Source organism: Streptomyces yokosukanensis, from assembly GCF_001514035.1.
In the GTDB taxonomy this organism is placed as follows: Bacteria; Actinomycetota; Actinomycetes; order Streptomycetales; family Streptomycetaceae; genus Streptomyces; species Streptomyces yokosukanensis.
Genome location: NZ_KQ948209.1, coordinates 373,925 through 396,245 on the forward strand (window position 1 = coordinate 373,925; position 22,321 = coordinate 396,245).

Below are 22,321 nucleotides of genomic sequence, written 5' to 3' on the forward strand. Positions count from 1 at the left end.
TTCCTCACTTCACTTCACGGGTATGGACGCAGCCAGCTCCCAGCCGCCCTCGGGCATGCGGCCGCTGCTGAGCTCACCGCCCAGTTCGGCCACCCGCTCCGACAGGCCGACCATGCCGAAGCCGCTGGGGCGGAACCACACCCGGCCGCGTTGCTGACCGACCGCGTTGTCACGTACGCGGACGACGAGTCGGGCTCCGTCGGTTTCCAGCTTGACATGCACGGTGGTCGCTGTGCGGGCGTGCTTGCGGATGTTGGTCAGGCCCTCCTGAACCAGTCGTTCCACCGATTTGGCGAGTTGCGGCGACCAGGCGGCACCGTCCACGTCGTCGGCCACGTCCAGCCAGGCGTGTTGGCCGGTGCCGCTGAACTGGCGGACGAGCGCCTCGATCCTCGTCATGACGGGAGTGACGGGTGCCTCCGTCATGGCTCCGTCCGCTTCACGCAGAAGTCGGACCATGCGGCTCATCGCCACCAGTCCTTCCTGGCCGGTCTGCTCGATGTTGGCGAACAGCTTGCGTGCCGTGACCGGATCACGTTCCGCGGTGTGTTCACCGGCCTGAGCCTGGACGACGACCGCTGTGACGTAGTGGGCCACGTGATCGTGCAGGTCGCGGGCGAGGTCGAGGCGTTCTGCCCGGCGTACGTTCTCCGCCGCGGTCCGGCGTCTGCCGTCCTCGGTCCGCAGGTAGCCGCCCAGCAGTACGAAAGCCACCGGAAGCAGGGTGAACAGGCCGTCGATGTCCTTGAGCAGCGGTAGATCCGACAGCGCCGGCGCGCGGCCCTCGATCCGTACCACCGCCACGAAGAGCGGTACGGCCGACAACACGAGCGGCACGGTCCGCCCGTACCGGCAGGAGAGACACAACAGCACCAGCAGCCCGAGGAGTTCTGCCCACCCGGGGGTGCGCTGCAGTACGGTGCCCTCCACCAGGGACGTGGTCAGCAGCGAGACGGTCGCCACGGCGACGGACAGGGCGCAGGCCAGCCACTGCCGGCCGAACCGGTACAGCCGCAACTGCGCGGCGGCGGCGCCCAGAGCCGTGACCCCGCTCGCGACGACCGCCAGGCCGACGTGGCTGACGCTCACCACAGCCGTGTCGAGCAGCACCAGCAGCGCACACAGACCCAGCGCGGCTGCCGTCGCAGGGCGGGTGAGCCGAAGAGAGCGGAGCACGGCGGGAAGTCTAGACGGCCGTCGGCCGGCCCTCGGAGGGTGAGGAACGGTACGTACTTTCGGCCGATGCCACTGGAGCGAATGCGGTCTTTCGACGGCGTCGCGACCCGTCGGCCGCTCCGCAGAATGATGCGTGTGCAAGGCGCATTTTCCTCCCCCTCACCAGGAGCTGCCGTGACGTTCCCCGCGTTCCGTACTCATGTCACATCCCTGCTGACGGCCGGTGCCCTGGCCGCGGCAGCCGTGTCGCTCACCGGCTGCGGTCTGATGGGCCCCAGCTATGACGTGAAGATGGAGGTGGCAGGCCCCGGCAGCGCCGACGTCGTCTACAGCTTCTCCGGCGACAACAGCGGGAAGATCGCGCACGTTCAGAAGCTGCCCTGGAGCGTGGCCCAGAACGTCGGGTTCGGCTTCAACCAGGTGGGCGTCAAGAACCCCGACCCCGGCACCACCTGTCGCATCTACGTCGACGGCAAGCTCAAGGAAGAGGAGAAGAAGCCCGACGCCAAGGGATACCTGTCGTGCTCCGTCTCCCTGAAGGGCTGATCCGATGACCTTGACGAGCGTGTCCGCTCGTACGGCGGTCCGCGCGACCGCCGTCACCAAGGTGTACGGCGCGGACAAGCCCGGCACCACGGCGGCGGTAGGCGTCCAGGCGTTGCGCGGAGTCGACCTGGAGATCGACAGGGGAAGCTTCCTGGCTGTCATGGGACCTTCCGGATCCGGGAAGTCCACCCTGATGCACTGCCTTGCCGGCCTGGACCGCCCGTCCTCCGGCACGATCACCCTGGAGGACACCGAGATCACTGCGCTGTCCGAGCGGCAGCGCACGGACCTGCGTCGCGATCGCATCGGTTTCGTCTTCCAGCAGTACCACCTGCTACCGGAGCTGAACGGCTCCGAGAACATTCTGCTGCCGCTGGAGATAGCGGGCCGCCGCCCCGACCAGGGCTGGCTGGACACGCTCGTGAGCGCCCTGCAGATCGGTGACCACCTCTCTCGCCGGCCGTCACAGTTGTCCGGTGGACAGCAGCAGCGCATCGGCATCGCTCGTGCGCTGGCGGCCCGTCCCGCAGTCGTCTTCGCGGACGAGCCCACCGGGAATCTGGACGCCAGGTCCGGCCGGGACGTACTGGAGTTCCTGCGCTACTCCACCCGCGAGTTCGGTCAGACGGTGGTGATGGTCACGCACGACCCGGTGGCGGCCTCGTACTCCGACCGCGTCGTGCTGCTGCTGGACGGCCGCGTCAGCGGCAGGGTCGACGAACCCACTCCCGAGTCCGTGCTCGACGCGCTCCAGAACCCCGGTGAGCGGTGAGGGCGTTGATGGCATCGGGGCTGACCAAGGCGGCCGTACGGCAGATCGCCGCAAGGCCGTCACGGCTGCTGCTCACCGGCTGCACACTGATGGTCACCGCCTTCTTCCTGGCCGGTTCGATCGTCTTGACCGACACCATGAAGCGGCAGCTGGCCGATGACCTCTCCACGGTCGCCACCGGGACGGCCGTGGTGGTCGGCGCGGACGGCGCCCGGCCGCTCGACGACAAGCAGGTCGAGGAACTCGGGAAGGCACCGGGGGTGGCCGGGGTCCAACCCGTGGCCACGGGCAGCGTGCGTGTGCGAGGCGCGGGCCGTGACCCCTACCCGTTGGTCGGCACGGCACTCACAGGTCCGCAGTCCGTCGTCCGCCCGTTGCGGGGCACCCTTCCTGACGGGCCGGGTGAAGTCGTGCTCACGCGGGCGCTGGCCGGCCTGCCGGGAATGGGAGTCGGCAGCCGGATCACACTCGTCGCCCAGGCCGGCGACGGCCCGGCCACGTCCCGGAGCGCTCCTGCCCGAACGGTGACCGTGACGGTCTCGGGTGTCGTCCAGGCCCCTTCGGCCATGGGAGCCGCCGTGCTCACCACGCCCGCCAACGCCCGTTCATGGCTGGGCACCGGCGGCTGGCAGCAGGCGCTGCTCCGCGTCACGGACCGCCCCGCCGCCGAGGTGGCTTCCGCGGTGCAGGGCGAGCTGGGCACGGACTTCTCCGTAAGCACCGGCTCCGCACTGCGAGCGGAGGGGAGCGGATCCAAGCGGGTCACCACCGTGTCCACCCTGCTCACGATCTTCGTCTTGGTGGCCCTGCTCGCCGGAACCTTCATCGTCTCCACGACGTACCGGGTGCTGCTCGTCCGGGACCAGACACGGCTGGCCCTGCTGCGCTGCGTGGGCGCGAGGCCGGGGCAGGTGACGCGGTCCGTGCTGCTGCAGGCCGCGGGTTCCGGTCTGATCGCCGGTGCGGTCGGGACGGCCGCCGCGATCTGCTGTTCCTTCGCGATCACCGGAATCGGAGGCCTGCCCGGCCCCGAGATCTCGCCGCCGGCCCTGTCCGGATGTGTGCTCGTCTCCGTGCTCGCCGCCCTCGCCGCGGCCATGCCGGCAGCGAGAGCCGCGGCGCGCGTCGCACCGGTCGCCGCCCTGTCCGTGGCGGCCACCCGCCACGTGGCGGACCGTACCGGCCGGACGCGCGCGCTGATCGGAGCGCTCTGCCTGGGCTGCGCGCTCCTCCTCATCGGCCTCGCCGGTCCCGGCGGCGCGGACGGTGCCGCGGCGGGGCTCGGCTCACTCGCCTCCGCGGTCGCTCTGTTCGGCTGTCTCCTCGCGCTCGGCCCTGCACTGCTGCGCCGCGCGGCACGCGCCCTCCACCGGCCCGTGCGGGCGGTGGCGGGGCTGGACGGTGTTCTGGCGTTGCGCAACCTGGGCCGTGCCGCGCGCCGTACCGCGGCCTGCGCGACGGTCCTCACCCTGGGCGTCACCATGGTCGCCGCGGTGCTCGTGGCGCTGGCTTCGGTGGAGAAGGGAGCGGACCAGCGGCTGCGGGAGCGCGACCCGGTCGACGTCGTGCTCGACGCGTCGCCCACCGGCTCGTCGGCCCTGACCCCGGCTGCGGTAGACGCCGTGGCGGCACTGCCCGAGACCCGCGCGGCGGTGCCCGTCAACCGAGTGGACGGCGTTGCCCTCGGCGGCAACGGCCGCCACCAGGAGGCCGATGTCCGAGGCCTCGACCCCGGCGCGATCCCGGCGCTGCTCGCCGACAGCCGACCGGACTCCCACGGCGGAGGCCTACGGCATGGACAAGCAGCCATCTCCACGTCCCTGGCGGAGGCACTCGGGGTCCGTCCCGGCGACCGGATCTCGCTGCAGGTGTCCGGCGGCGGGAAGTCCAGCGCCGAGGTGGGCCTGATCCACCCGGACGAGACCTCCCCCATGGTGGGCGATGTCGCCGTCCTGCCGGGGGACTTCGCCGAACTGGCGCCTCACGCCCCGGTACGGTCCCTGTACGTCACCGCCGTCCACCCGGACGACCCGTCGTCCCTGCGCGCTCCGCTGGACAAGGCGCTGCCGCCGAACGCTTCGCTCCACATCACCTACCAGGGCGAAGAACGGGCCGCCCTGCGACAGACCGTCGATCAGCTGCGGATCATGGCGCTGGGGCTGGTCGGCATCACCATGCTGGTGTCGCTCGTGGGTGTGGCGATCACCCTGACCCTGTCCTCGACGGAGCGCGAGAGAGAGAACGGTGTCCTGCGAGCGGTGGGCATGCGCGGCTCGCGCCTGCGCTCCGTGCTGGCCTGGGAAGCCGGACTGCTCGGCTTGTACGCAGCCGTCCCGGGCGTCGCGCTGGGCTCGCTCTACGGCGCGATGATGCTCGGCGCACTGCCCGGTCTCAGCAGCCTCACGATCCCGTACGGGCAGTTGGCGGTGACGTCGGTGGGCGCCCTGGCCCTCGTGCTGGGTGCCTCCGTGATCCCGGTCCTGCGTTCGGCAGCGGTCTCACCCATGATGGCCCTGCGGGCGGAATGACCACGTCCTCGCAGCTCAGGAAGGGCGCGACGATCGTCAATCTCCGACAGGCCGGACAGGCCGGACAGGCCGGACAGGCCGGACAGGTCGGCGGATGGGGCGCGGGGGTGGGTGGTCAGGAGGAGAAGGTGAACAGCGCGCCCGTGTCCTCCAGGGCGTGGACGACGGCGGCCGCGCTGCGGAGCAGGTCGTCGTCCTCGTGGACGAAGTAGGCCGCGCCCCAGGAGAAGGGAGCGAGTGCGTCGGTCGGGGCGGGGGTGCCGAATTCCGGCAGGGACGCCACGCTGTGGAAGCCCGGCAGGCGGCGCAGGCGGTTGAGGCCCGGGATCGCGGCGAGGCGGCCGTAGGCGTCCCGCGGCGGGCGCAGGTCGATCCGGATCAGGCCGCGGGGGCGGACGAAGTCCCGCTCCAGGCGCTGCTCGAAACGGTCCGGGTGCAGCAGGCTCTCGGCGAGCAGGTGGGCCCGGGTGAAGCCGAAGGCGGCGAAGTAGGGGTCGTCCGAGCCGCGCGGGCCGTCGAGGCCGGGCCGTACCCGGACCACCTCCGGTCCGGTGGGGCCGAGCCGCAGTTCCGTGACGGCGGCGCCCTCGCGGATGCCGAGCGCGTCCAGGCAGGCCGGTACGACGGTGAGCAGTCGCCGCTCCGGTTCGCTCAGTCCGGCCAGGCTCTCGCTGTGCCGCCGCCGTGTCACGCCGTCCTTGACGGTCTCGTGGTGCCGCTGGACCTCCGCGACCAGATGGCGCCCGGCTGAGCTGACGGTGTGCACCTGGTAGGTGTCGTCCCCGGCCGGGATGTGCAGGAGGGCCGCCGTCGGCGCGAGCGTCCGCAGCGCGGTGAGCGCATGCCGGGTCTGCTCGGCGTCGTGCACCTCCACGGCGACGCCCGTGTCCGCCGCGCAGTCCGGCCGGAGCACGGCGGGCCATGTGTCCCACTGCGCCGGCACCACGGGCCCAGACTCCGCCGCCGTGTCGATCGTCAGCGACGTCCCCGGCACCGTCGGTATGCCGGCCGCCCGGAGCGTCTGCCCCATGAGGGCCAGGTCGCGGCGGGCCACGGCCTGCCGAGGGTCGTGCCGGGGCAGGCCGAGTTCCGCCGCCAGGCGCTCGGCGTACTCGGTGCCGAAGCGGCTGGCGGCGAGCACCGAAGCCGGCTTCCGCTCCACCGCCGTGGCCGCCCCGCCGCCCGTGGTCCGCCCGGGACCGTCGGTGTACAGGGGCATCCAGTCGGCGCCCAGTTCCTTGAAGGCGCGGGCCAGATCGGCTCCGCTGAAGACGGGATCGACCAGTACGAACATGAGCAGCACACCTCGTTTGCGGTCGGCAGCGAAGAAGCTCGGGAGCGGCCCGGGGAGCTCGTCAGCCCGTGCTGCTCCAGCAGACCAGAGGGGTGGGCCGACCCGGAAACGCCCGGCGGCCCGGCTTGTCCGCCGCTTGAACGTCCCTTGGGCGGAGGTCCCTTGGGCGGAGGTGCCTTGGGCGGAGGTGGGTTGCGGGTGTTCCGCACCGGCAACCGGGTCGTTCCTTCCTCCGGAACTCCGGACTCCTTCCGGAACTCCGGACTCCTTCCGGAACTCCGGACTCCTTCCGGAACTCCGGACTCCTTCCGGAACTCCGGACTCCTTCCGGAACTCCGGACTCCTTCCGGAACTCCGGACTCCTTCCGGAACTCCGGACTCCTTCCGGGATTCCGGCCTCACACCTCCGCCGGTACGGTCGGCGCCGTCGCCACGGGCTCCTCGGCCGTCGCCGGGCTTCGTCCGGCGCGTACGCCGCGCAGGCCCAGGGTGACCGCGGCGACGCCCAGCAGGCCGAAGGCGACGGGGACGGCGAAGGCCGTGCGGGGGTCCGCCGCGGCGACCACCTGGCCGGCCAGTGCCGCTCCGAGGGCGATGCCGAAGCCCAGGCCGGTGCTGGACCAGGTCATCCCCTCGGTCACCCGCTCGCGCGGCACCGTCGCCTCGATCAGGCCCAGCGCGGTCGCCAGTGTCGGCGCGCAGGCGCCGCCCGCGACGAACAGCACCACGCCCAGGACCAGCAGTCCGTCGGCCACCAGCAGCGGCAGCATGGTCAGCGTCATGAGCGCCGCCCCCGCCACCAGCCGCTGCCGCAGCGTGCCCGGTGGGCGCAGGCCGCCGTACACCAGGCCCGCCACCGCGCTGCCCACCGCGTAGACCGCGAGGACGGGGCTGGCCAGTTCCTTGTGGCCGAGGTCCGCGGCGAAGGCCATGGTGACCACCTCGACGGAGGCGAAGATCGCGCCGATCGCCAGGAAGGCGACGACGAGGGCCGGCATGCCGGGGAAGCGCAGTGCGCTGCCGCGTCGCTCGGTGCGGGACCGCTCGGTGCGCGGCGGCTCCGTGGCCGTCTGCCGGGCCAGCAGCCAGGAGCCGAGCAGCAGCAGCGCGGCGGCCGTGAACAGCGCGCTCTGCGGGGCGACGGTGGTGGCCAGACCGATCGCGAGCACCGGTCCGATGGTGAAGACGACCTCGTCGACCACCGACTCCAGCGAGTAGGCCGGGTGGAGGTCGTCGGTTCCGCCGAGCAGCGCGGCCCAGCGGGCGCGGACCATCGATCCCGCGTTGGGGATGACGCCGGAGCCGGCCGCGGCCACGAACAGCGTCCAACTCGGGGCGCCCAGCGCGGAGAAGAGGGCGAGCAGGGCCAGCGCGGCACTGCCCGCCGCGGCGGCGGGCAGCAGGACCCGTCGCTGTCCGTGCCGGTCCACGGCGCGGGCCAGCCGCGGGCCCACGACGGCGTAGCTGATGGCCTGGGTGGCGGTCACCGCCCCGGCCAGGGCGTACGCGCTCGGCCGCTGGGCCAGCATGGCGACGATCGCGAAGCGGGTCATCGCCACGCCCAGGCGGGCGAGCAGGCCCGCCGAACTGAAGGCCAGGGCTCCGGGGTGGGAGAAGATCCGGCGGTAGGCGGTCAGCATGGCGCTCACCCCACCACGGCCGGAGCGGGAGCGGACGCGGGCGTGGGTGCGGGGGCGTCCGTCGCGTCGGCCACGGCCGGGGCCTCGGGCGCGATGGCGGCGGGGTCGTCGTGTACGGCACGCGGACCGTCGTGCGGCGTGTCGTCGAGGTCTTCCAGTACGCAGTCGTATGCGCTCTGCGTCCGCAGGATCGCCTGTTCGACCGCCGTCGGGCTCGGTGCCCGGTAGCGGAAGCGGCCCAGGATGAAGCGGTAGCCGCCCTTGCCGTCGAACTCGTGCCCGGCGGCGGGCAGTTCCTCGGCGTACAGGCCGGGCACCGTGCCGACCATGGAGGGCCGCGAGACGAGGCGCTTGCCGCGTGGTTCGGGGACGAGCAGGAAGCCGCCGTGCTCGGTGTCGGGGCGGTCGGCCGGGGGGAGGGTCACGGGGGGCTCGCCGAGTTCCAGGCGGATCCAGTCGCCGATCAGGTCGACGCCGTAGACGTCCTGGAAGACCCAGGGGATCTCGCCGCCGCCGAACCGCGCCCCGACCTCCAGGAAGACCGGTCCGGTCGTCGTCTGGATGAGTTCGAAGTGGAAGGCTCCCCGGTCCAGTCCGAGGGCGCGCAGGCAGGCCTCTGCGAAGGCGAGCAGCGCGTCGGCCTCGGGGCCGGTCCGTACGACGGAGCCCAGCGGGCGGCCCTGGGAGAAGCCGTAGCAGGTGTCCATGTAGCGCGAGGCCCGGCCGAAGATCATGCGGTTGTCCGCCATCAGGCCGTCCAGGTGCCAGACCGGGCCCTGGACGAACTCCTCGATCTCGTAGTCGCCGAGATCGGTCTCGCGCAGTACGGCGGCCAGGTCGTCCTGCGGCCGGATCACGAAGGTGCCGACGCTGGCCGCGCCGGTGCGGGGCTTGACCACCACCGGGCCGTCCAGTTCGGCGCGGAACGCCTCCGCCTCCTCCACGGAGGTGATCTCGCGGAACCTGGGCACGCGCAGTCCGGCCTCGGCGACCCTGGCCTTCATCCGGGTCTTGTCCCGGAAGACCAGGACGTCCTCGGTGCCCGGTCCGGGTATGCCGAGCCGCTCGCGGATCGTCGCGCCGGTCAGCAGGTCGAACTCGGAGAGCGCCAGCAGCTTGTCGAAGGGGCCGCCGGCCCGGTGGGCCGCCACGGCCGCGGCGATCACCGGCTCGGGGTCGGCCAGGTCCGGCACCACCTGGATGTGCTCGGCCGAGGCGGGGATGCGCGGCACGTGCTTCGGCACGGTCACATAGCTGACCTGGTGCCGCTCGTGGTCGATGCGCGAGGCGTAGTCGCTCTGGTGGTCGTCGTCCCAGCGGTTGACGATCAGGATCTTCATGGAGTCTCTTCCTTCCGGCGGGCGCGGGCGCGGGCTCGTGCTCGGGCGGCTCAGACGGCGCAGGCCGTGATGGTGACCGGGGCACCGGTACCGGTACCGGCGGCGGCGTAGGCATAGGTGGGGACAGCGGTGAAGGAGGGGGCAGGGGCGTAGGAGGAGGACGGGGCGGGGGACGGGGAGGCGGTGGTGGCGACGGGCGTGCGCACCGACTCCCGGACGTAGCGGTCGACCTCGGCGATGCGTTGCTCCAGCGCCGCCCGGCTCGGTGCGGCCAGGGCGATGTGCCCGAACCGGCTGTGCAGATCGACCGCCGGTCGCAGTACCGCGCCGGCCGCCGCCGTGACCTCGGCCTCGATGCAGCCCTCGACCTGCAGCAGCCGGGCGAGCAGTCCGTCCGGGTCGTCGAAGCGGGACTCCTCCTCGACGCTGAAGAAGCGCACCCCGGCCGCGCCCTGCGGCACTTCGCGGGCCGGCCGGGCCGGCTGGGGCAGGCCGGCGAAGGAGCGCACCGCCAGCTCCCACATGTCCGCGCCCCAGACCGCCTGGACCAGCCACGGGATCCGGTCCCCGCCGAGCCGGGCACCGACCTCCATGACGCAGGGGCCGGCGGGGGTCAGCCGGGCCTCCAGATGGAAGCAGCCGACCGTGATGCCCAGGGCGCGGACCGCCCGCTGCGCGGTGTCCACCAGTCGTTCCCGCTCGGCGGGGGAGACGGGCGCGTCCACCGCGTGCCCGACCTCCACGAACGTCGGCTCCGGCCCCAACTGCTTCTCGGTGACGGCCAGGACGTGGACGCGCGGTCCCGCGCCCGTGTTCTCGACGTAGCCCTCGACGCTGTACTCGGGGCCCTGGACGTAGGACTCGGCCAGCAGGGACGGGCCGAGCAGCTTGCCGTAGTCCTCGATCGGGTTGGCCGCCACCTCGGCGAAGTAGTCGGCGAGTTCGGCGGCGTCGTCCACGCGGCGCACGTACTGGCTGCCGGAGCCGTCGACCGGCTTCAGCACCGCCGGTACGCCCACGTCGGCCAGTACGGCGACCGGGTCGGCGTCGGTGCCGACCAGGCGGTTGCGGGCCACCAGGACGCCGGCCGCGGCCAGCACCTCCTTCATCCGCTTCTTGTCGCGCAGCGCCCCGACCACGTCCGGGGCCAGGCCGGGCAGGCCGAGGTCCTGGGCCAGGTGGGCGCAGGTGTCGACGGCGTACTCGTAGCCCGGTACCACGGCGACCAGGTCGGTGCGGGCGGCCAGTTCCCGGCTCGCCCGGAGCGCGGTCGGCAGGTCGCGGATCTCCACGCGGGTGTAGTCGGCCGAACCGGCGTGCACGGCCGCGCGTACCTGTGCGGGCAGTTCGGCCACGGGCTTGCGGTCGAACACGTGCGGCCTGAGCCCGAGGCGCTGGGCGGCGTCGACCAGGCCGATCCCTGAGGAGTTCGGCTCCACGATCAGGGCGGTCTGCTGGGTGCTGGCGGCATGGGTGCTGCGGGCGGACATGGCGCTCCTCGGGCAGTCAGGTCAGGCGGTGCAGTCATGACAGGAAGAGAGTGCAAGTCATCTTCAGTGCTGTTGATGTCTTGGCGATGTCATCTTAAGCATCTAAGATGACAGATGTGAAGGCCCGTTGGACATCGAGGCGATGAGGAACCATGACGACGACACTGATCATTGGCGGGGCCGCCGGGGCGGCGACCGGGTACGTGCACGACATCTGCGCGCGAGCCCTGGCCCAACTCCGCGCCCGGGGCAGCCGGATCGTGCTGACGGACGTCGCCGAGAACCTCGCCGCCGCGCCTGAACTGACGGAACGGGCCGACGACGTCGCCGAGTTGGACTTCACCGACCCCGAGGCCTGCGTCGCCTGGGCGACCGCCTACGCCGAACGGCACCGCATCGACGCGGTGATGGCCTTCCGCGAGTACGCGGTCGTCGCCGCCGCGGAGGTCGCGGCGGCGCTCGGCCTGCCGGGCAACCCGCCCGAGGCGGTGCGGACGGTGCGCCTGAAGGACGTATGCCGGGAACGTCTGCGTGACCTGGGCTTCTGCCAGCCGGAGTTGCGACTGTGCCGCAGCGCGCAGGACGCGGCGGACTTCCATCGCGAGGTCGGCGGCACGGTGATCGTCAAGCCGCGCAGCGGTTCGAGCAGCGAGGGGGTGCAGCAGGTCGAGGAGCCGCGGCAGATGACGGCGGCGTTCGCGGCGTCCTGCGACGCGGCGGGCGTCGCGCTGGTGGAGACCTTCGTCGGCGGACCCGAGTTCAGCGTCGAGGGGCTGATCGCCGGCGGGCGGCCTCGGGTGCTCGCGGTGACCGCGAAGCAGGTGCTGCCGGTGTCGTTCGTGGAGTGCGGTCACACGATGCCGGCGCCGATCGGCCCCGAGGCCACGGAGGCGATCACCGCCGAGGTCGTCGGCGCGCTGGCCGCACTGGGGCTGCGGCACGGCCCGTTCCACGTCGAGTGCTGGCTGACCGGCGAGGGCGTGGTCCTCGGCGAGCTGCATGTGCGCCAGGGCGGCGACTGGATCCACGCGATGACGGAGTGGGTCAACCCCGGCCTGGAGCTCTACGGCTCCTGGTACGACGATCTGCTGGGCCGCCCCGTCCTACTGCCCGAGGCCCCCAGCCGTGGCGCGGCGGCACGTTTCGTCACGCTGCCCTCCGGCACGGTCTCGGCCGTCACCGGCTGGTCCGACATCGCCTCCCACCCGGACATCCACACCGCCGACCTCGCCGCCACCCCTGGCACCACACTCCACCCCACCACCTCCAACCTCGAACGCCACGGCGTCTTCGTCATCGGCACACCCACCCCGTCGGACGCGGGCCCCCTGGCCGACAAGCTCCTGGCGGGGCTGGAGGTGCGGGTCGTACCGACGGAAGAGTGAGGGGCGCGACGCCCCGCGTGCAGCGGCAGTGCGGCGGCGGTGCAGTGGCATCCGTCCCCGGTGGCATCCGTCTCCGGTGGTATTCGCCCGGCGACATCCCCGCGGCACCCACCCCCAGCGGTACTCGCCCGCTCTCTCCCCCTCCTCCCCCCGCAGCATCACCCCCGCGCCGAGTACGCCACCGTGCGGCAGTGGGCGCGGGAGCCGGCGGGGACGGTGCGGTGGGAGCGGGGGGAGAGGCGGCGGTCGGGGAGGGTGCGGGGGAGCGCCGCCGACTGGGCGCAGGCCGCGCCCGGCGCGGGCGGTGTCGGGCCGAGGCAGGCGAGCCTGACCAGGGCCGGGATGCGCACGCCCGGCTCCGTGTCGCCGTCCAGCATCAGATGGGCGTCCAGGAACCGTTCGACCAGTGCCTCCGTCCGCTCGGGGCTGAGGTCGAGCGTGCGGCCCAGCTCACCGGGGTCCAGCCGGCGGTCGCCGAGCGCGGCCAGCGTCCGCAGCGCCCGTTCGTCGGCCCCGCCGAGACGTCGTACGGCGGCACCGATCCGTTGCCGTACGTCCACGTCGCCCGCCTGCAGTTCGCCCAGCCGCTGCCGCTCCACCCGCATCCGCGCGGCCAGCTCGGCCACCCCGAGCGCCGGGCGCGCGGCCAGGCGCTGGCCCGCGGCCCACACGGCCAGCGGCAACCCCTCGCACCAGGCGACCAGTTCGGCCGCCGCGCCCCGCTCCCGCTCCACCCGTTCGTGCCCCGCCACCGTGCCCAAGAGTGCCAGCGCCTCCCGCGCGGTGAGCCGGTCGAGCCGGACGCCGCCGCTGCCGGGCAGCCCGGCGAGGCGCCGTCGGCTGGTCACGATCGTGGCGCACTTCTGCCCGCTGGGCAGCAGTTGGAGCACCTGGTGGACGGAGGCCGCGTCGTCCAGGAAGACCAGCACCCGGCGGTCGGCCGTCCAACTGCGGAACATCCGCGCGGCCTCCTCCAGCGAGGCCGGCGGCTCGCCGGGCGCGATCGTGCGCAGCATGCTGCGCATCGCCGCCAGCGGCTCCAGCGGCCGGCCCTCGCCGTCGTGCAGGGTGAGGAAGAGCTGTCCGTCGGGGAAGCGTTCCCGTACCCGGTGCGCCACGTGCACCGCGAGCGCGGTCTTGCCGGTGCCGGGCGCGCCCACCAGCGGGACGAGCGCGGCGGAGCGGGCCAGTTGCCGCTCCAGCGCCTCCGTCTCGGCCGTCCGTCCGACGATCTCGGCGATGCCGGCGGGGATCTCGGCCGGCCGGATCAGCCGGTGGCCGGGGCGGGGTGCGGCGGGCCGTTCCGGTGTGTTCAGTGCGGGGGCGTCGGCGAGTACGGCGCTGTGCAGCCGCTGGAGCCGCTCGGAGGGTTCGAGCCCGGTGTGTTCGACGACGGCCCGGCGCAGCCGGGCGTAGCAGCTGAGTGCCTCCTCGCGCAGCCCGGAGCGGTGCGCGGCGAGCAGCAGCTGGGCCGAGAACTCCTCGCGCAGCGGGTGCCGACGTGTCAACGTCTGCAGTTCACCGACGAGTTCACGGTGCAGGCCGAGGCGCAGGTCCGCCTCGATCCGCTGCTGCAGGGCGGCCAGCCTGGTCTCCTCCAGCCGGGCCACCTCGGCGGCGAGGACGGGGCCGTGCGGTACGTCGTCGAGCGCGTCGCCGCGCCACAGGCCGAGCGCCTCGCGCAGCAGCTGGGCGGCCCTGGCGTGGTCGCCGTCCGCCAGCGAGGAGCGGCCGAGCGCGACGCGCTGCTGGAAGGCGTGCAGATCGAGTTCGCCGGGCTGGAGCAGGAGCCGGTAGCCGTTCGGCCGGGTCTCCAGCCACTGCCGCGCCTCCCCGCAGGGGCCCGAGGCCAGGGCCTTGCGCAGCTGGTAGAGGTAGGTCTGGATGGTCTTCCGGGCGAGCCGCGGCGGCTTCTCGTCCCAGAGTTCCTCGATGAGCGTGGCGTGCGAGACCACCCGGCCGGCGTTGAGCAGCAGGGTGGCGAGCACGCGGCGCGGCTTGGCAGCCGCGAGGGTCAGGTCCTCGATTCCGTCACGCACCTCGACGGGTCCCAGCACGGAGAACTCCACGGTCGTCCCTCCAGTCTCCGTAAGATACCTTCGAGAAGGTTTTATAACTGCCCACCCGTTCGTCGGTCAACAAGGGCTCCGAGCGGAGCTGTCGACTCCCTTTGAGCTGCGAGGTGTTGGGGGTCTTGGGATGTGAGACGGCGCTTGAGCGCTGAATATTCTGTCCCGTAGGTTTTTTTTGCGAGCCAAGTTGCCCACTGACGTGCCACCAGGAGGATGACTCTGTCATGCGCCACCCAAGCAACACGTTGGTCGACCCTGCCGCCGCTCTCCCCGCGGGACTCTTCGAGCAGCCTGTCCCGCGCAGCCTGGTGCACCGGGCCTCGGTCTCCGAGGTCTTCCTCACGAGCGTGCATCCCGACGGCCCCGACGGCTTCCTGATCGGCGCCCAGTGGCCGCGGCAGCACAGCTTCTACCGCAGCAGGCACGGCTTCCATGACCCGCTGGTCTTTGCCGAAACGATTCGGCAGGTCGGTCTGATCATCGGGCACACCGGCTACCAGGTCCCGCTCGACGACCACTTCATCCTGAACGGGCTGGAATTCGACATCACGGCCGAAGGCCTCGCCCTGACCGGCGCCCCGGCGGACCTGATGCTGGAGATCCGCTGCGAGAACATCCAGCGCCGCGGCGAGCGCCTGCTCGGCCTCGACTACCGCGTCGGCCTCTACCGCGACATGGTCCGGGTCGGCTCCGCCCGAGGCGGCTTCACCTGCGTCGCCCCGGCCGTCTACCGCCGGCTGCGGGGCACGGGCGCGGCCCCCCTGTCGGGCACGGCACCCCGGTCGGGCGGAGTGTCCCGGTCGGACGGAGCGTCGCTGCCGGGCGAAGGGTCGCTGCCGGGCGAAGGATCGCCGGCCGCCGAACTGCCGCCGCCCGTCGCGCCGGAACTGGTCGGCCAGGAGAACGCGGGCGACGTCGTACTCTCCGCCACGGACCGGCCGGGCAGCTGGCGCCTTCGCTGCGACCCCGACCATCCCGTGCTCTTCGACCACCCCGTCGACCACGTTCCGGGCATGGTCGTCCTGGAGGCGATGCGGCAGGCCGCGTTCGCGCAGTCCGGGGGCCGGCCGCTGCTGGTCGGGTGCGCGATGGAGTTCCTCCGGTACGTCGAACTCGGCCTGCCCACCGAGATCCACGCGGCACTCGAACCGGCCCGTGCCGACGGCACCGTGCCGGTCCGCGTCGCCGCCGCGCAGAACGGCGACTTCGTCGCCCAGGGCGTCCTCCGACTCCGTCCGCACCACGGGAACTGACCCCGATGCGCCCCATCCTGACCGCCCTGCTGCGCCACTCCGGCCTGTCGGCACGCGCCCGGTTCAGGGCCTTGCGCACCTGGTTCACGGACAGCCACCCCGTGATGCTGATCCGCATCCCGTCCGCCTATCCGACGCGGACGTCGACGAAGGACGACGGGTAGTCCTCGACTTCAGGGGGTGTGTACGGGGGCGGGGGGTGTCCGGCGCGGGCGGAGCGGGCCGAGTGGGCCGTGCCCGGCGCCGGAGGTGGAGGGATTCCACCACGTACGGGGGTTGAGAGCTGCCGCCGACCGGCCGGTCGTGCCTCGGCGGCATGCGGCGGCAGCGCAGGTGACATCCGCGGTATCCGCCATGAGCGGTACGCCGCTTGGGCGGCAGCGCTGTCCGGGCGGACGTTCAGGATCACCCGTTCACGTACGACACCGGTGAGCGATCACCTGCTCGCGTACGGCACTGGTGAGCGATCACCCGGTCGCCTACGACGCCGATGAGCAGAGTGTCGTGCGGGCGACGCGCGATGCCCAGGCGGCGCCACCCTCCCGACCGCGGATCGTCCTATCGCGTCGCCCGCTCGCCCGCTCGCCCACTCGGCCGCTCCAGGCTCCGTCGCGCATGCTGTCCCGACGCTGCCACTGCCACCACTGCCACCACTGCCACCACTGCCACCACTGCCACCACTGCATCCGCTGCCATCGCGCCCAGGGCGTCCCCCGCCTCCGTTGCCCGCCGACCCGGCGGCCGGGGGGGGAGCCCTACCTGGAGCCGGGCGGGTAGCACGATCGTCCCGCACGGTCGCCTCGGGAAATGCTGGGCCCGTAGGCCGGTGGTCACCCAGTGATTCCAGAGGAGTTGGCTCGTGCGTGAGCAGGTACGGCAGAAGGTTCGTTCGTCCGGGCGGCGGAGCGGTCGGCGCACAGCCGTGTCGGTCGCGGCCGCAGTGGCCGTCGGTGTCATGACGACGGGCGCCCTGGCCCCGCCCGCGGCGTCCGCCGCCGTCAGGCCGGACTCCATGCAGCAGGGCCTGAACGCTCTGGTGCACACCGACGGCGTACCCGCCGCGCTGGCGAGCGTCCAAGACCGTGAGGGCCGCACCCGCACCTACACCGCGGGGGTCGGCGACCTGGCCACTGGTGCGAAGGTGCCCCGGGACGGTCAGGTGCGCATCGGCAGCAACACCAAGACGTTCACGGCGGTGGTCGTGCTGCAACTGGTCGGCGAGGGCGAGATCGGCCTTGATGCCGCGGTCGACACCTATCTGCCCGGCCTCGTCCGCGGGGACGGGATCGACGGACGCCACCTCACCGTCCGCCAACTACTGCAGCACACCAGCGGACTTCCCAACTACAGCAAGTACCTCAGCGACGACATCCGCCATTACGACCCCCGGGAACTCCTCGACCTCGCTCTCCAGCACAAGGCCGACTTCGCCCCCGGCGCGAACTGGGCCTACAGCAACACGAACTACCTGGTGGCCGGCCTGATCATCGAGAAGGTCACCGGCCGTCCCCTCGCCGAGGAGATCGACCGCCGCATCGTCAAACGCATCGGACTGCGCCACACCTACTTCCCCGCCCCGGGCGAGGTGACGATCCGGGAGCGCCATCCCAGGGGCTACTACCAGGACTCGGCGGGCGCGCCCCTGGTCGACGCCACGCAATGGGACCCGTCCTGGGCCTGGGCCGCGGGCCAGATGGTGTCCACCGACTCGGACCTGAACCGGTTCTTCACCGCGCTGCTGACCGGCCGGCTTCTGCCGAAGGCCCAGCTCGACCAGATGCGCACCACCGTCCCCGCCGGCCACCCCTTTACCGCCGGTGCCCGTTACGGGCTCGGACTCGTGAGCACGCCGCTGTCGTGCGGCGGTGTGTACTGGGGCCACGGCGGCAGCATGACGGGATACGAGACCCGGGGCGGCGTCACCGAGGACGGCCGCGCGGCCGAGGTCGCCGTGACCCTGCAGCCGGGCCAGGCGACCAAGGAGCGCATGGACGGTGTTGTGGACGCGGCTCTGTGCCGCTGAAACCGCGCACCCCGAGGAGTGTCCCGTCCGTGGCCGTGCGTCGTTTCGGCGTGCGCCTGTCGTGTGGGGAGCGCTGCGCCGACACCGCAAGGGGCGGTCAGGCGCGGATCGATGCCATGGCGAGGTCGCGGAACTCCGGCCAGCGTTGCAGGAGGTCCGCGCGGCCGGTCAGGGTGTCCGAGACGTGCTGGACGCCGAAGAAGCCGGAGACCAGAGCGCGGGCGGCGGCCTCCGGGTCGACCCCCTCGCGCAGTTCACCGGCCTCCCGCGCACTGGTGAGCAGATGGGCGAGGAGCTGGGTCCAGCCGACGTAGGGCTGGGGCAACTCGGCGTCGATCAGGGAGCGTTCGAGCTGCAGCCGGGCCCCGGCCTGGACGACGATGTCGGTGGCGAAGGCCTGCGCGGCCCCGTCCAGCACCCGCACCACGGTGTCGAGCGGCGGGTGGCCCTCGGCGAGGATGCCCTCGAGCAGTTCCGGCCAGCGTGAATAGTGCGCCTCGACCACCGCGATGGCGAGGATCTCCTTGTTCGGGAAGTGGAAGTACACGGCGCCCTTGGTCATGCCGACGCGCTTGGCCACGTCCTGGATGGAGGTGCTCTTGAAACCCTTCTCGGCGAACTCCTCCGCCGCTGCGCGCAGTACTTGGGCGCGGGTCTGCACAGCCCGTTCCTGACGCAGGTCGGGCAGGCGGTCCTCGGTCGGGGAGCCTGTCCAGCCAGGGATCGTGATCTTCGAGGTCACGGTGATCGCGCTCCTTCGGTACCCGGCTGAGAGATCGGATGGAAGGCTGCGCCGGTACCACTTTTAATATACCTTCCTGTAGGTATATTTGCCATGAGCGCAGGTGACGAAGCCATGCGCTCTGTGTGAGCCGTGTGTGCTCGCCTCCGGGCGGGCCGGGGGAGGGGAACGCATGGGCATCGGCACATTCATCGACGACGCGGCGCCCGCCGAGCGCGCGTTGCGCACGGCGCCGGTGGCGCGGCTGGCCCGGGCCTCGGCGGCTCGCGTGGACGCGGAGCGGCGGCTGTCCCCGGAACTGGCCGCCGAGATCACCGCCGCCGGCTTTCCCGCCCACTTCGTGCCGCGCCGATGGGGCGGGTCGGCCGGAACCTTCCGGCAACTGGTGGACGCCGTCGCGGCGGTGGGCGAGGAGTGCGTCGCCACCGCCTGGTGCGCCGCCCTCTACGCCGCGCACGGACGGCTCGCGGCCTATCTGCCCGAGCGTGGGCAGCGCGAACTGTGGGGCGCCTCACCGGACGTGCGGATCGCCGCCGCCGTCGTGCCGCCCGCCGGGCGCGCCGTCCCCGAGGGGGAGGGCTGGCGGATCTGGGGCGAGTGGCACTACGCCAGCGGCGTCGACCACGCCGACTGGGTACTGGTCGCCGTACGGCTCGAAGGGGCGGGCGGCGGTCCGCATGGGCACGGGCCGGGCGGCGGTACGCACGCGGCGGCCGGCGGGGCGGGCGGTGGTGCCCATGGGGATGAACCGGATGGCGGTGCGCACGGAGCGGATCGTGGTGTCCCTGAGGTCCGCTGCTTCGCCGTTCCGTGCCGGGAGCTGGTGATCAAGGACAGCTGGCACAGTCTCGGGCTGCGCGGAACGGGCAGCAACACCGTCGTCGCGGCCGGCGTCCTGGTGCCGCGCCACCGCAGTTTCACCCTCGCCGAGCTCGACAACGTGCGCGAGGGGGCGGACCGTTGTCACGCAGTGCCCCACCGGCTCGTCGCCCCGCTCCAGTTCGCCGCGCCGGTCCTGGGGGCCGCCCGCGGTGCCTGGCGGCACGCGTTCGCCGCGGAGCGGGCCGGGCGGCCGGGGGTGCGGGCGGCCGTGACACCGGAGGTGCTCGCCCGCGCCGACGGCGAGATCGAGGCGGCACTGCTGCTCCTGGGCGCCGCCGCCGACCGGGCGGACGCGGGCGACGCGGGGCCGGACGCGGTGACCCGAAACCAGCGCGACGCCGCCCTGGCCGCGGAGTTGTGCACGACCGCGGTGGACCGGCTCTTCCGCGCCGGGGGCACCCGGGCCCATCTCGACGGCGACCCCCTCCAGCGCGCCTGGCGCGACCTCAGCACCGGCGCCTCCCACGCCACACTCGCCTTCGGTACGGCGGCGGCGGCTTTCATGGCGGAGAAGGCGGCGGCCTTCGAGGCGGGGGGAGGGGCCACCCCGGGCGGGGACACGGGCACGGCCCCGACTTTCGACGCGGCCCCGGCCCCGGCCCCCGGCGCGGGCGCCGTCGGCACCTCCGCCGTAGCCCCCCGAGCGGCCACCCCCCTCACGACCGGAGACGCCCGATGACCGCCGCGCACCCTCGCCCCGTCTCCCACCTCAACCGGAGCCCCGGCCCCGACGCCCTCTCCGCGTCCACCTCCCGCACCCGCCCCCACTCCCACGCTCACCCTCACCAGGCCCCCGGTCCCATCGCCCGCTCGCACCGCCACCTCCACCCCCACCTCCACTCCGACTCCCACCCCCGCCGCGTCGCCTTCTTCGACGTCGATCACACGCTCGCCACCGTGACGACCCCCGTCGTCTTCTGGGAGTACTGGTCCACCGCCGCGCGCACCGCGCCGCTGGCCGCCGGGCGGGTGCTGCCCCCGGCGGCGGGGGTGTCGCGGGAGGAGCGCAACCGTGCCTACTACCGGCTCTTCGCCGGTGTGCCCGCGGCGGAGCTGGCGCGGGCCGGGGCCCGTTGGTACGGCGGTTTCCGGGCGACCGCGCAGCCCTTCCTGCCCGCGCCGCTCGCCGCGCTGCGCGCGCACCGGGCGGCCGGAGATCTGATCGTGCTGGTCTCCGGCGCACCGCGTGCCTGTCTCCTGCCGCTCGCCCGCGATCTCGGCGCCGGACTGGTGCTCGCTTGCGAGCAGTTGACGGACGGACGGGGCCGGTTCACCGGTGAGATCGCGCGCCCCGTGATCGGCGCCGCCAAGGCCGACGCGGCGGCGGAGGTGATGGCGCGTCACGGCGCCGACCCGGCGGACTGCCATGCGTACGGGGACCACGGTTCGGATCTGCCGCTGCTCGAACTGTGCGGCCATCCCACGGTGGTGGGCGACGACCCCGTGCCGACCGCGCGGGCGGCGCGGTCCGGCTGGGGGCGGCTCCCCGGCGTCGAGGGACTCCCCGGCGCCGAGCGCCTCCACGGTCCCCAGCGGCTCCGTCGGGGGATTCGCGGACTTCGAATCGGCAAATAAAATACCGTTGAGAAGGTATGTTATTCCTGCCGAGCGACATGCGGACGGGGAGGGTTGGGGAGGTCAGGGTGAAACAGGAACGGGCCATCAGAACGCGCGAGCGGATCCTCGACGCGGCGGCCCAGGGATTCGCCGCGCACGGTTACGGCCGCACCACCATGCAGACCGTGGCCGATCGCATCCGGCTGACGAAGGGCGCCCTCTACGGCCACTTCACCAGCAAGGAGGAGCTCGCGGCCGAGCTGGTGCGCCAGGCGGGACAGGCCTGGCGCCAGGTGGCGGACGCGTCCCGCGGGCCGGGGATCCCGGCCGCGTCCGCGCTGCGCAGGCTGCTGTCCGGACTGGCCCGGCGGCACCACGAGGAGCCGCGGTTCCACGCGGTCTTCCGGATCCTCGCCGAGCAGCCCGACGGCCCCTTCGCCCAGCCCGGGTTCGCACACGACCTGCTCGCGGGGCTGACCGAGGAGTTCCGGCGCGCCCAGCGGGCCGGCGCCATCCCCCGGTGGACCTCGGTCGAGGGGCTCGCGCGGCTCTCGGTCGGGGCCATGCTGCTCGCCAGCCATGCGGGGATCGGCGGCCCGGACGCCGCCGACGCCGTGCGGGACGACGTGGAACTGCTCTGGGACATGGTCGAGGCGCTGTGCCAGGAACGTGAGCCGCCCGCGGCCTGACGCACCCTCGGTGAGGGCCGGTGCGCGGTCTCCGAAAGGAGGCCCGCACCGGCCCTCTCCGCGTTGTCCGGCACTGCTCCAATTCGCCTGTGAGCAGGGACTTTTCGGCATTCCGGGGGCGCTTGGCCGCCGCTTGGTCGCGCGCTGACCGCCGCTTGGCGGCTCCCCGTCAGTCTTTTCCTGCGGCAGGGGGAACGCAGCGCAGAGGTTCTCCGGCCCGACCGAACATCCAGGCAGTTTCCTTGAGTTGTGGAGGACAGCATGACCACGGACGTGTCGTACAAGGATCTCCAGTACGGCTGGGAGGCCGCGTACCAGCAGCAGTCCGAAGGCCCGCTCTGGCAGGACGACCCGATCCCCGTGATCCCGCAGGCCATCAAGGCGCTGACCGCGCGTGAGGCGCGTACGGTCGTCGACCTCGGCTGCGGCGACGGCCGCAACCTCGCGGCGCTGGTCGACGCCGGCTTCACCGCGCTCGGCGTGGACATCGCGCCGACCGGTCTGCAGCACGCCCGCCGGATCATCAAGCAGCGCTCCTTCCTGCTCCGCGCGGACGCCACCGAACTCCCGCTCATCGACGCCTCGGTGGACGCCGTCACCTGCTTCGACGTCTTCGGGCAGATCCAGGACCCGAGCGCCCTGATCACCGAGGCGCGCCGGCTCCTGGTCGAGGGCGGCGTCTTCGTCACCAACGCCTTCACCCCCCAGGACGACACCTACGGGGAGGGCGAGGAGATCGCCCCGAACACCTTCGCCTACAAGGACACCCTCTTCCGCTACTACAGCGAGGAGGAGATCCGGGCCCTGTTCGACGGGTGGGAGATCATCGCGCTGGAGCGCGTGTCCTGGGACGACCCGCCGCACGGCGACTTCCGTCCCTACGCGCACACCCACGACAACTGGATCGTCTACGCGACCCCGGTGGACTGAGG

At 72.8% G+C, this 22,321-nt stretch carries 18 protein-coding genes; 11 read left to right on the forward strand and 7 right to left on the reverse strand.

The window, feature by feature from the left end; translation table 11 throughout:
- Positions 1 to 9: 9 nt before the first annotated feature.
- Entirely contained in the window at positions 10 to 1,176 is a 1,167-nt protein-coding gene (locus AQI95_RS11625; RefSeq protein WP_159056507.1) for a sensor histidine kinase, read from the reverse strand.
- 174 nt (positions 1,177 to 1,350) lie between these two features.
- Here AQI95_RS11625 and AQI95_RS11630 point away from each other — a divergent pair, with 174 nt between their 5' ends.
- The 3 genes from AQI95_RS11630 to AQI95_RS11640 are packed head-to-tail and all read left to right on the forward strand — an operon-like array spanning position 1,351 to position 5,022.
- Positions 1,351 to 1,722 (forward strand): MmpS family transport accessory protein, encoded by a 372-nt coding sequence (locus AQI95_RS11630; RefSeq protein ID WP_067121100.1) that lies wholly within the window; start codon positions 1,351 to 1,353, stop codon positions 1,720 to 1,722.
- 4 nt (positions 1,723 to 1,726) lie between these two features.
- Positions 1,727 to 2,494: an ABC transporter ATP-binding protein gene (locus AQI95_RS11635; protein WP_067121103.1), complete on the forward strand. Its 768-nt coding sequence runs from the start codon at positions 1,727 to 1,729 to the stop codon at positions 2,492 to 2,494.
- 8 nt (positions 2,495 to 2,502) lie between these two features.
- A complete protein-coding gene (locus tag AQI95_RS11640) occupies positions 2,503 to 5,022 on the forward strand; it encodes an FtsX-like permease family protein (RefSeq protein ID WP_067121104.1) in 2,520 nt (839 codons plus the stop codon).
- Between the two features lie 115 nt (positions 5,023 to 5,137).
- Here AQI95_RS11640 and AQI95_RS11645 read toward each other — a convergent pair whose 3' ends face one another.
- From AQI95_RS11645 to AQI95_RS11660, 4 genes are all read right to left on the reverse strand, one after another.
- A complete protein-coding gene (locus AQI95_RS11645) occupies positions 5,138 to 6,316 on the reverse strand; it encodes a hypothetical protein (RefSeq protein WP_159056508.1) in 1,179 nt (392 codons plus the stop codon).
- Between the two features lie 398 nt (positions 6,317 to 6,714).
- Positions 6,715 to 7,956 (reverse strand): MFS transporter, encoded by a 1,242-nt coding sequence (locus tag AQI95_RS11650; protein ID WP_067121108.1) that lies wholly within the window; start codon positions 7,954 to 7,956, stop codon positions 6,715 to 6,717.
- Positions 7,957 to 7,961: 5 nt separating this feature from the next.
- Positions 7,962 to 9,296: an ATP-grasp domain-containing protein gene (locus AQI95_RS11655; protein WP_067121110.1), complete on the reverse strand. Its 1,335-nt coding sequence runs from the start codon at positions 9,294 to 9,296 to the stop codon at positions 7,962 to 7,964.
- A 50-nt stretch (positions 9,297 to 9,346) separates the two neighbouring features.
- Positions 9,347 to 10,786 carry an ATP-grasp domain-containing protein gene (locus AQI95_RS11660; RefSeq protein WP_067121111.1) on the reverse strand — a complete coding sequence of 480 codons (1,440 nt, stop codon included), beginning with the start codon at positions 10,784 to 10,786 and terminating at the stop codon, positions 9,347 to 9,349.
- 152 nt (positions 10,787 to 10,938) lie between these two features.
- Here AQI95_RS11660 and AQI95_RS11665 point away from each other — a divergent pair, with 152 nt between their 5' ends.
- Entirely contained in the window at positions 10,939 to 12,171 is a 1,233-nt protein-coding gene (locus AQI95_RS11665) for an ATP-grasp domain-containing protein (RefSeq protein WP_067121113.1), read from the forward strand.
- Positions 12,172 to 12,329: 158 nt separating this feature from the next.
- Here the strand turns inward: AQI95_RS11665 and AQI95_RS11670 are convergent, their stop codons facing one another.
- A complete protein-coding gene (locus AQI95_RS11670) occupies positions 12,330 to 14,240 on the reverse strand; it encodes an AfsR/SARP family transcriptional regulator (RefSeq protein ID WP_067121115.1) in 1,911 nt (636 codons plus the stop codon).
- 227 nt (positions 14,241 to 14,467) lie between these two features.
- Here AQI95_RS11670 and AQI95_RS11675 point away from each other — a divergent pair, with 227 nt between their 5' ends.
- The 3 genes from AQI95_RS11675 (at position 14,468) to AQI95_RS11680 (ending at position 17,519) form a co-directional block, all read left to right on the forward strand.
- A complete protein-coding gene (locus AQI95_RS11675) occupies positions 14,468 to 15,496 on the forward strand; it encodes a ScbA/BarX family gamma-butyrolactone biosynthesis protein (RefSeq protein WP_067121117.1) in 1,029 nt (342 codons plus the stop codon).
- A gap of 5 nt (positions 15,497 to 15,501) precedes the next feature.
- Positions 15,502 to 15,660 (forward strand): hypothetical protein, encoded by a 159-nt coding sequence (locus AQI95_RS47300; RefSeq protein ID WP_159056509.1) that lies wholly within the window; start codon positions 15,502 to 15,504, stop codon positions 15,658 to 15,660.
- A gap of 695 nt (positions 15,661 to 16,355) precedes the next feature.
- The gene (locus AQI95_RS11680; RefSeq protein ID WP_067121119.1) at positions 16,356 to 17,519 is read left to right on the forward strand and encodes a serine hydrolase domain-containing protein; all 1,164 of its coding nucleotides are present in this window, start codon (positions 16,356 to 16,358) and stop codon (positions 17,517 to 17,519) included.
- Positions 17,520 to 17,616: 97 nt separating this feature from the next.
- On the opposite strand, the gene AQI95_RS11685 is transcribed toward AQI95_RS11680, so the two are convergent.
- Positions 17,617 to 18,261 (reverse strand): ScbR family autoregulator-binding transcription factor, encoded by a 645-nt coding sequence (locus AQI95_RS11685; protein WP_079071203.1) that lies wholly within the window; start codon positions 18,259 to 18,261, stop codon positions 17,617 to 17,619.
- 172 nt (positions 18,262 to 18,433) lie between these two features.
- Between AQI95_RS11685 and AQI95_RS11690 the strand changes: the two genes are divergently transcribed.
- From AQI95_RS11690 to AQI95_RS11705, 4 genes are all read left to right on the forward strand, one after another.
- Positions 18,434 to 19,822, forward strand: coding sequence for an acyl-CoA dehydrogenase family protein (locus AQI95_RS11690; RefSeq protein WP_067121121.1), 1,389 nt, complete (start codon positions 18,434 to 18,436; stop codon positions 19,820 to 19,822).
- Positions 19,819 to 20,718, forward strand: a complete 900-nt coding sequence (locus tag AQI95_RS11695; protein WP_067121124.1) for an HAD family hydrolase — start codon at positions 19,819 to 19,821, stop codon at positions 20,716 to 20,718. The genes AQI95_RS11690 and AQI95_RS11695 overlap by 4 nt, the downstream gene beginning before the upstream one ends.
- A 68-nt stretch (positions 20,719 to 20,786) precedes the next feature.
- The gene (locus AQI95_RS11700; protein WP_067121126.1) at positions 20,787 to 21,389 is read left to right on the forward strand and encodes a TetR/AcrR family transcriptional regulator; all 603 of its coding nucleotides are present in this window, start codon (positions 20,787 to 20,789) and stop codon (positions 21,387 to 21,389) included.
- Positions 21,390 to 21,650: 261 nt separating this feature from the next.
- Complete coding sequence (locus tag AQI95_RS11705; RefSeq protein WP_067121128.1) at positions 21,651 to 22,319, forward strand: class I SAM-dependent methyltransferase; 669 nt, start codon at positions 21,651 to 21,653, stop codon at positions 22,317 to 22,319.
- Positions 22,320 to 22,321 lie beyond the last annotated feature (2 nt).

Coding starts and splice junctions, on each gene's coding strand:
- AQI95_RS11665 (WP_067121113.1), top strand. CDS start 10,939: ATGACGACGACACTGATCATTGGCGGGGCCGCCGGGGCGGCGACCGGG.
- AQI95_RS11675 (WP_067121117.1), top strand. CDS start 14,468: ATGCGCCACCCAAGCAACACGTTGGTCGACCCTGCCGCCGCTCTCCCC.
- AQI95_RS11640 (WP_067121104.1), top strand. CDS start 2,503: ATGGCATCGGGGCTGACCAAGGCGGCCGTACGGCAGATCGCCGCAAGG.
- AQI95_RS47300 (WP_159056509.1), top strand. CDS start 15,502: ATGCGCCCCATCCTGACCGCCCTGCTGCGCCACTCCGGCCTGTCGGCA.
- AQI95_RS11645 (WP_159056508.1), bottom strand. CDS start 6,316: ATGTTCGTACTGGTCGATCCCGTCTTCAGCGGAGCCGATCTGGCCCGC.
- AQI95_RS11655 (WP_067121110.1), bottom strand. CDS start 9,296: ATGAAGATCCTGATCGTCAACCGCTGGGACGACGACCACCAGAGCGAC.
- AQI95_RS11635 (WP_067121103.1), top strand. CDS start 1,727: ATGACCTTGACGAGCGTGTCCGCTCGTACGGCGGTCCGCGCGACCGCC.
- AQI95_RS11695 (WP_067121124.1), top strand. CDS start 19,819: ATGACCGCCGCGCACCCTCGCCCCGTCTCCCACCTCAACCGGAGCCCC.
- AQI95_RS11650 (WP_067121108.1), bottom strand. CDS start 7,956: ATGCTGACCGCCTACCGCCGGATCTTCTCCCACCCCGGAGCCCTGGCC.
- AQI95_RS11660 (WP_067121111.1), bottom strand. CDS start 10,786: ATGTCCGCCCGCAGCACCCATGCCGCCAGCACCCAGCAGACCGCCCTG.
- AQI95_RS11705 (WP_067121128.1), top strand. CDS start 21,651: ATGACCACGGACGTGTCGTACAAGGATCTCCAGTACGGCTGGGAGGCC.
- AQI95_RS11690 (WP_067121121.1), top strand. CDS start 18,434: ATGGGCATCGGCACATTCATCGACGACGCGGCGCCCGCCGAGCGCGCG.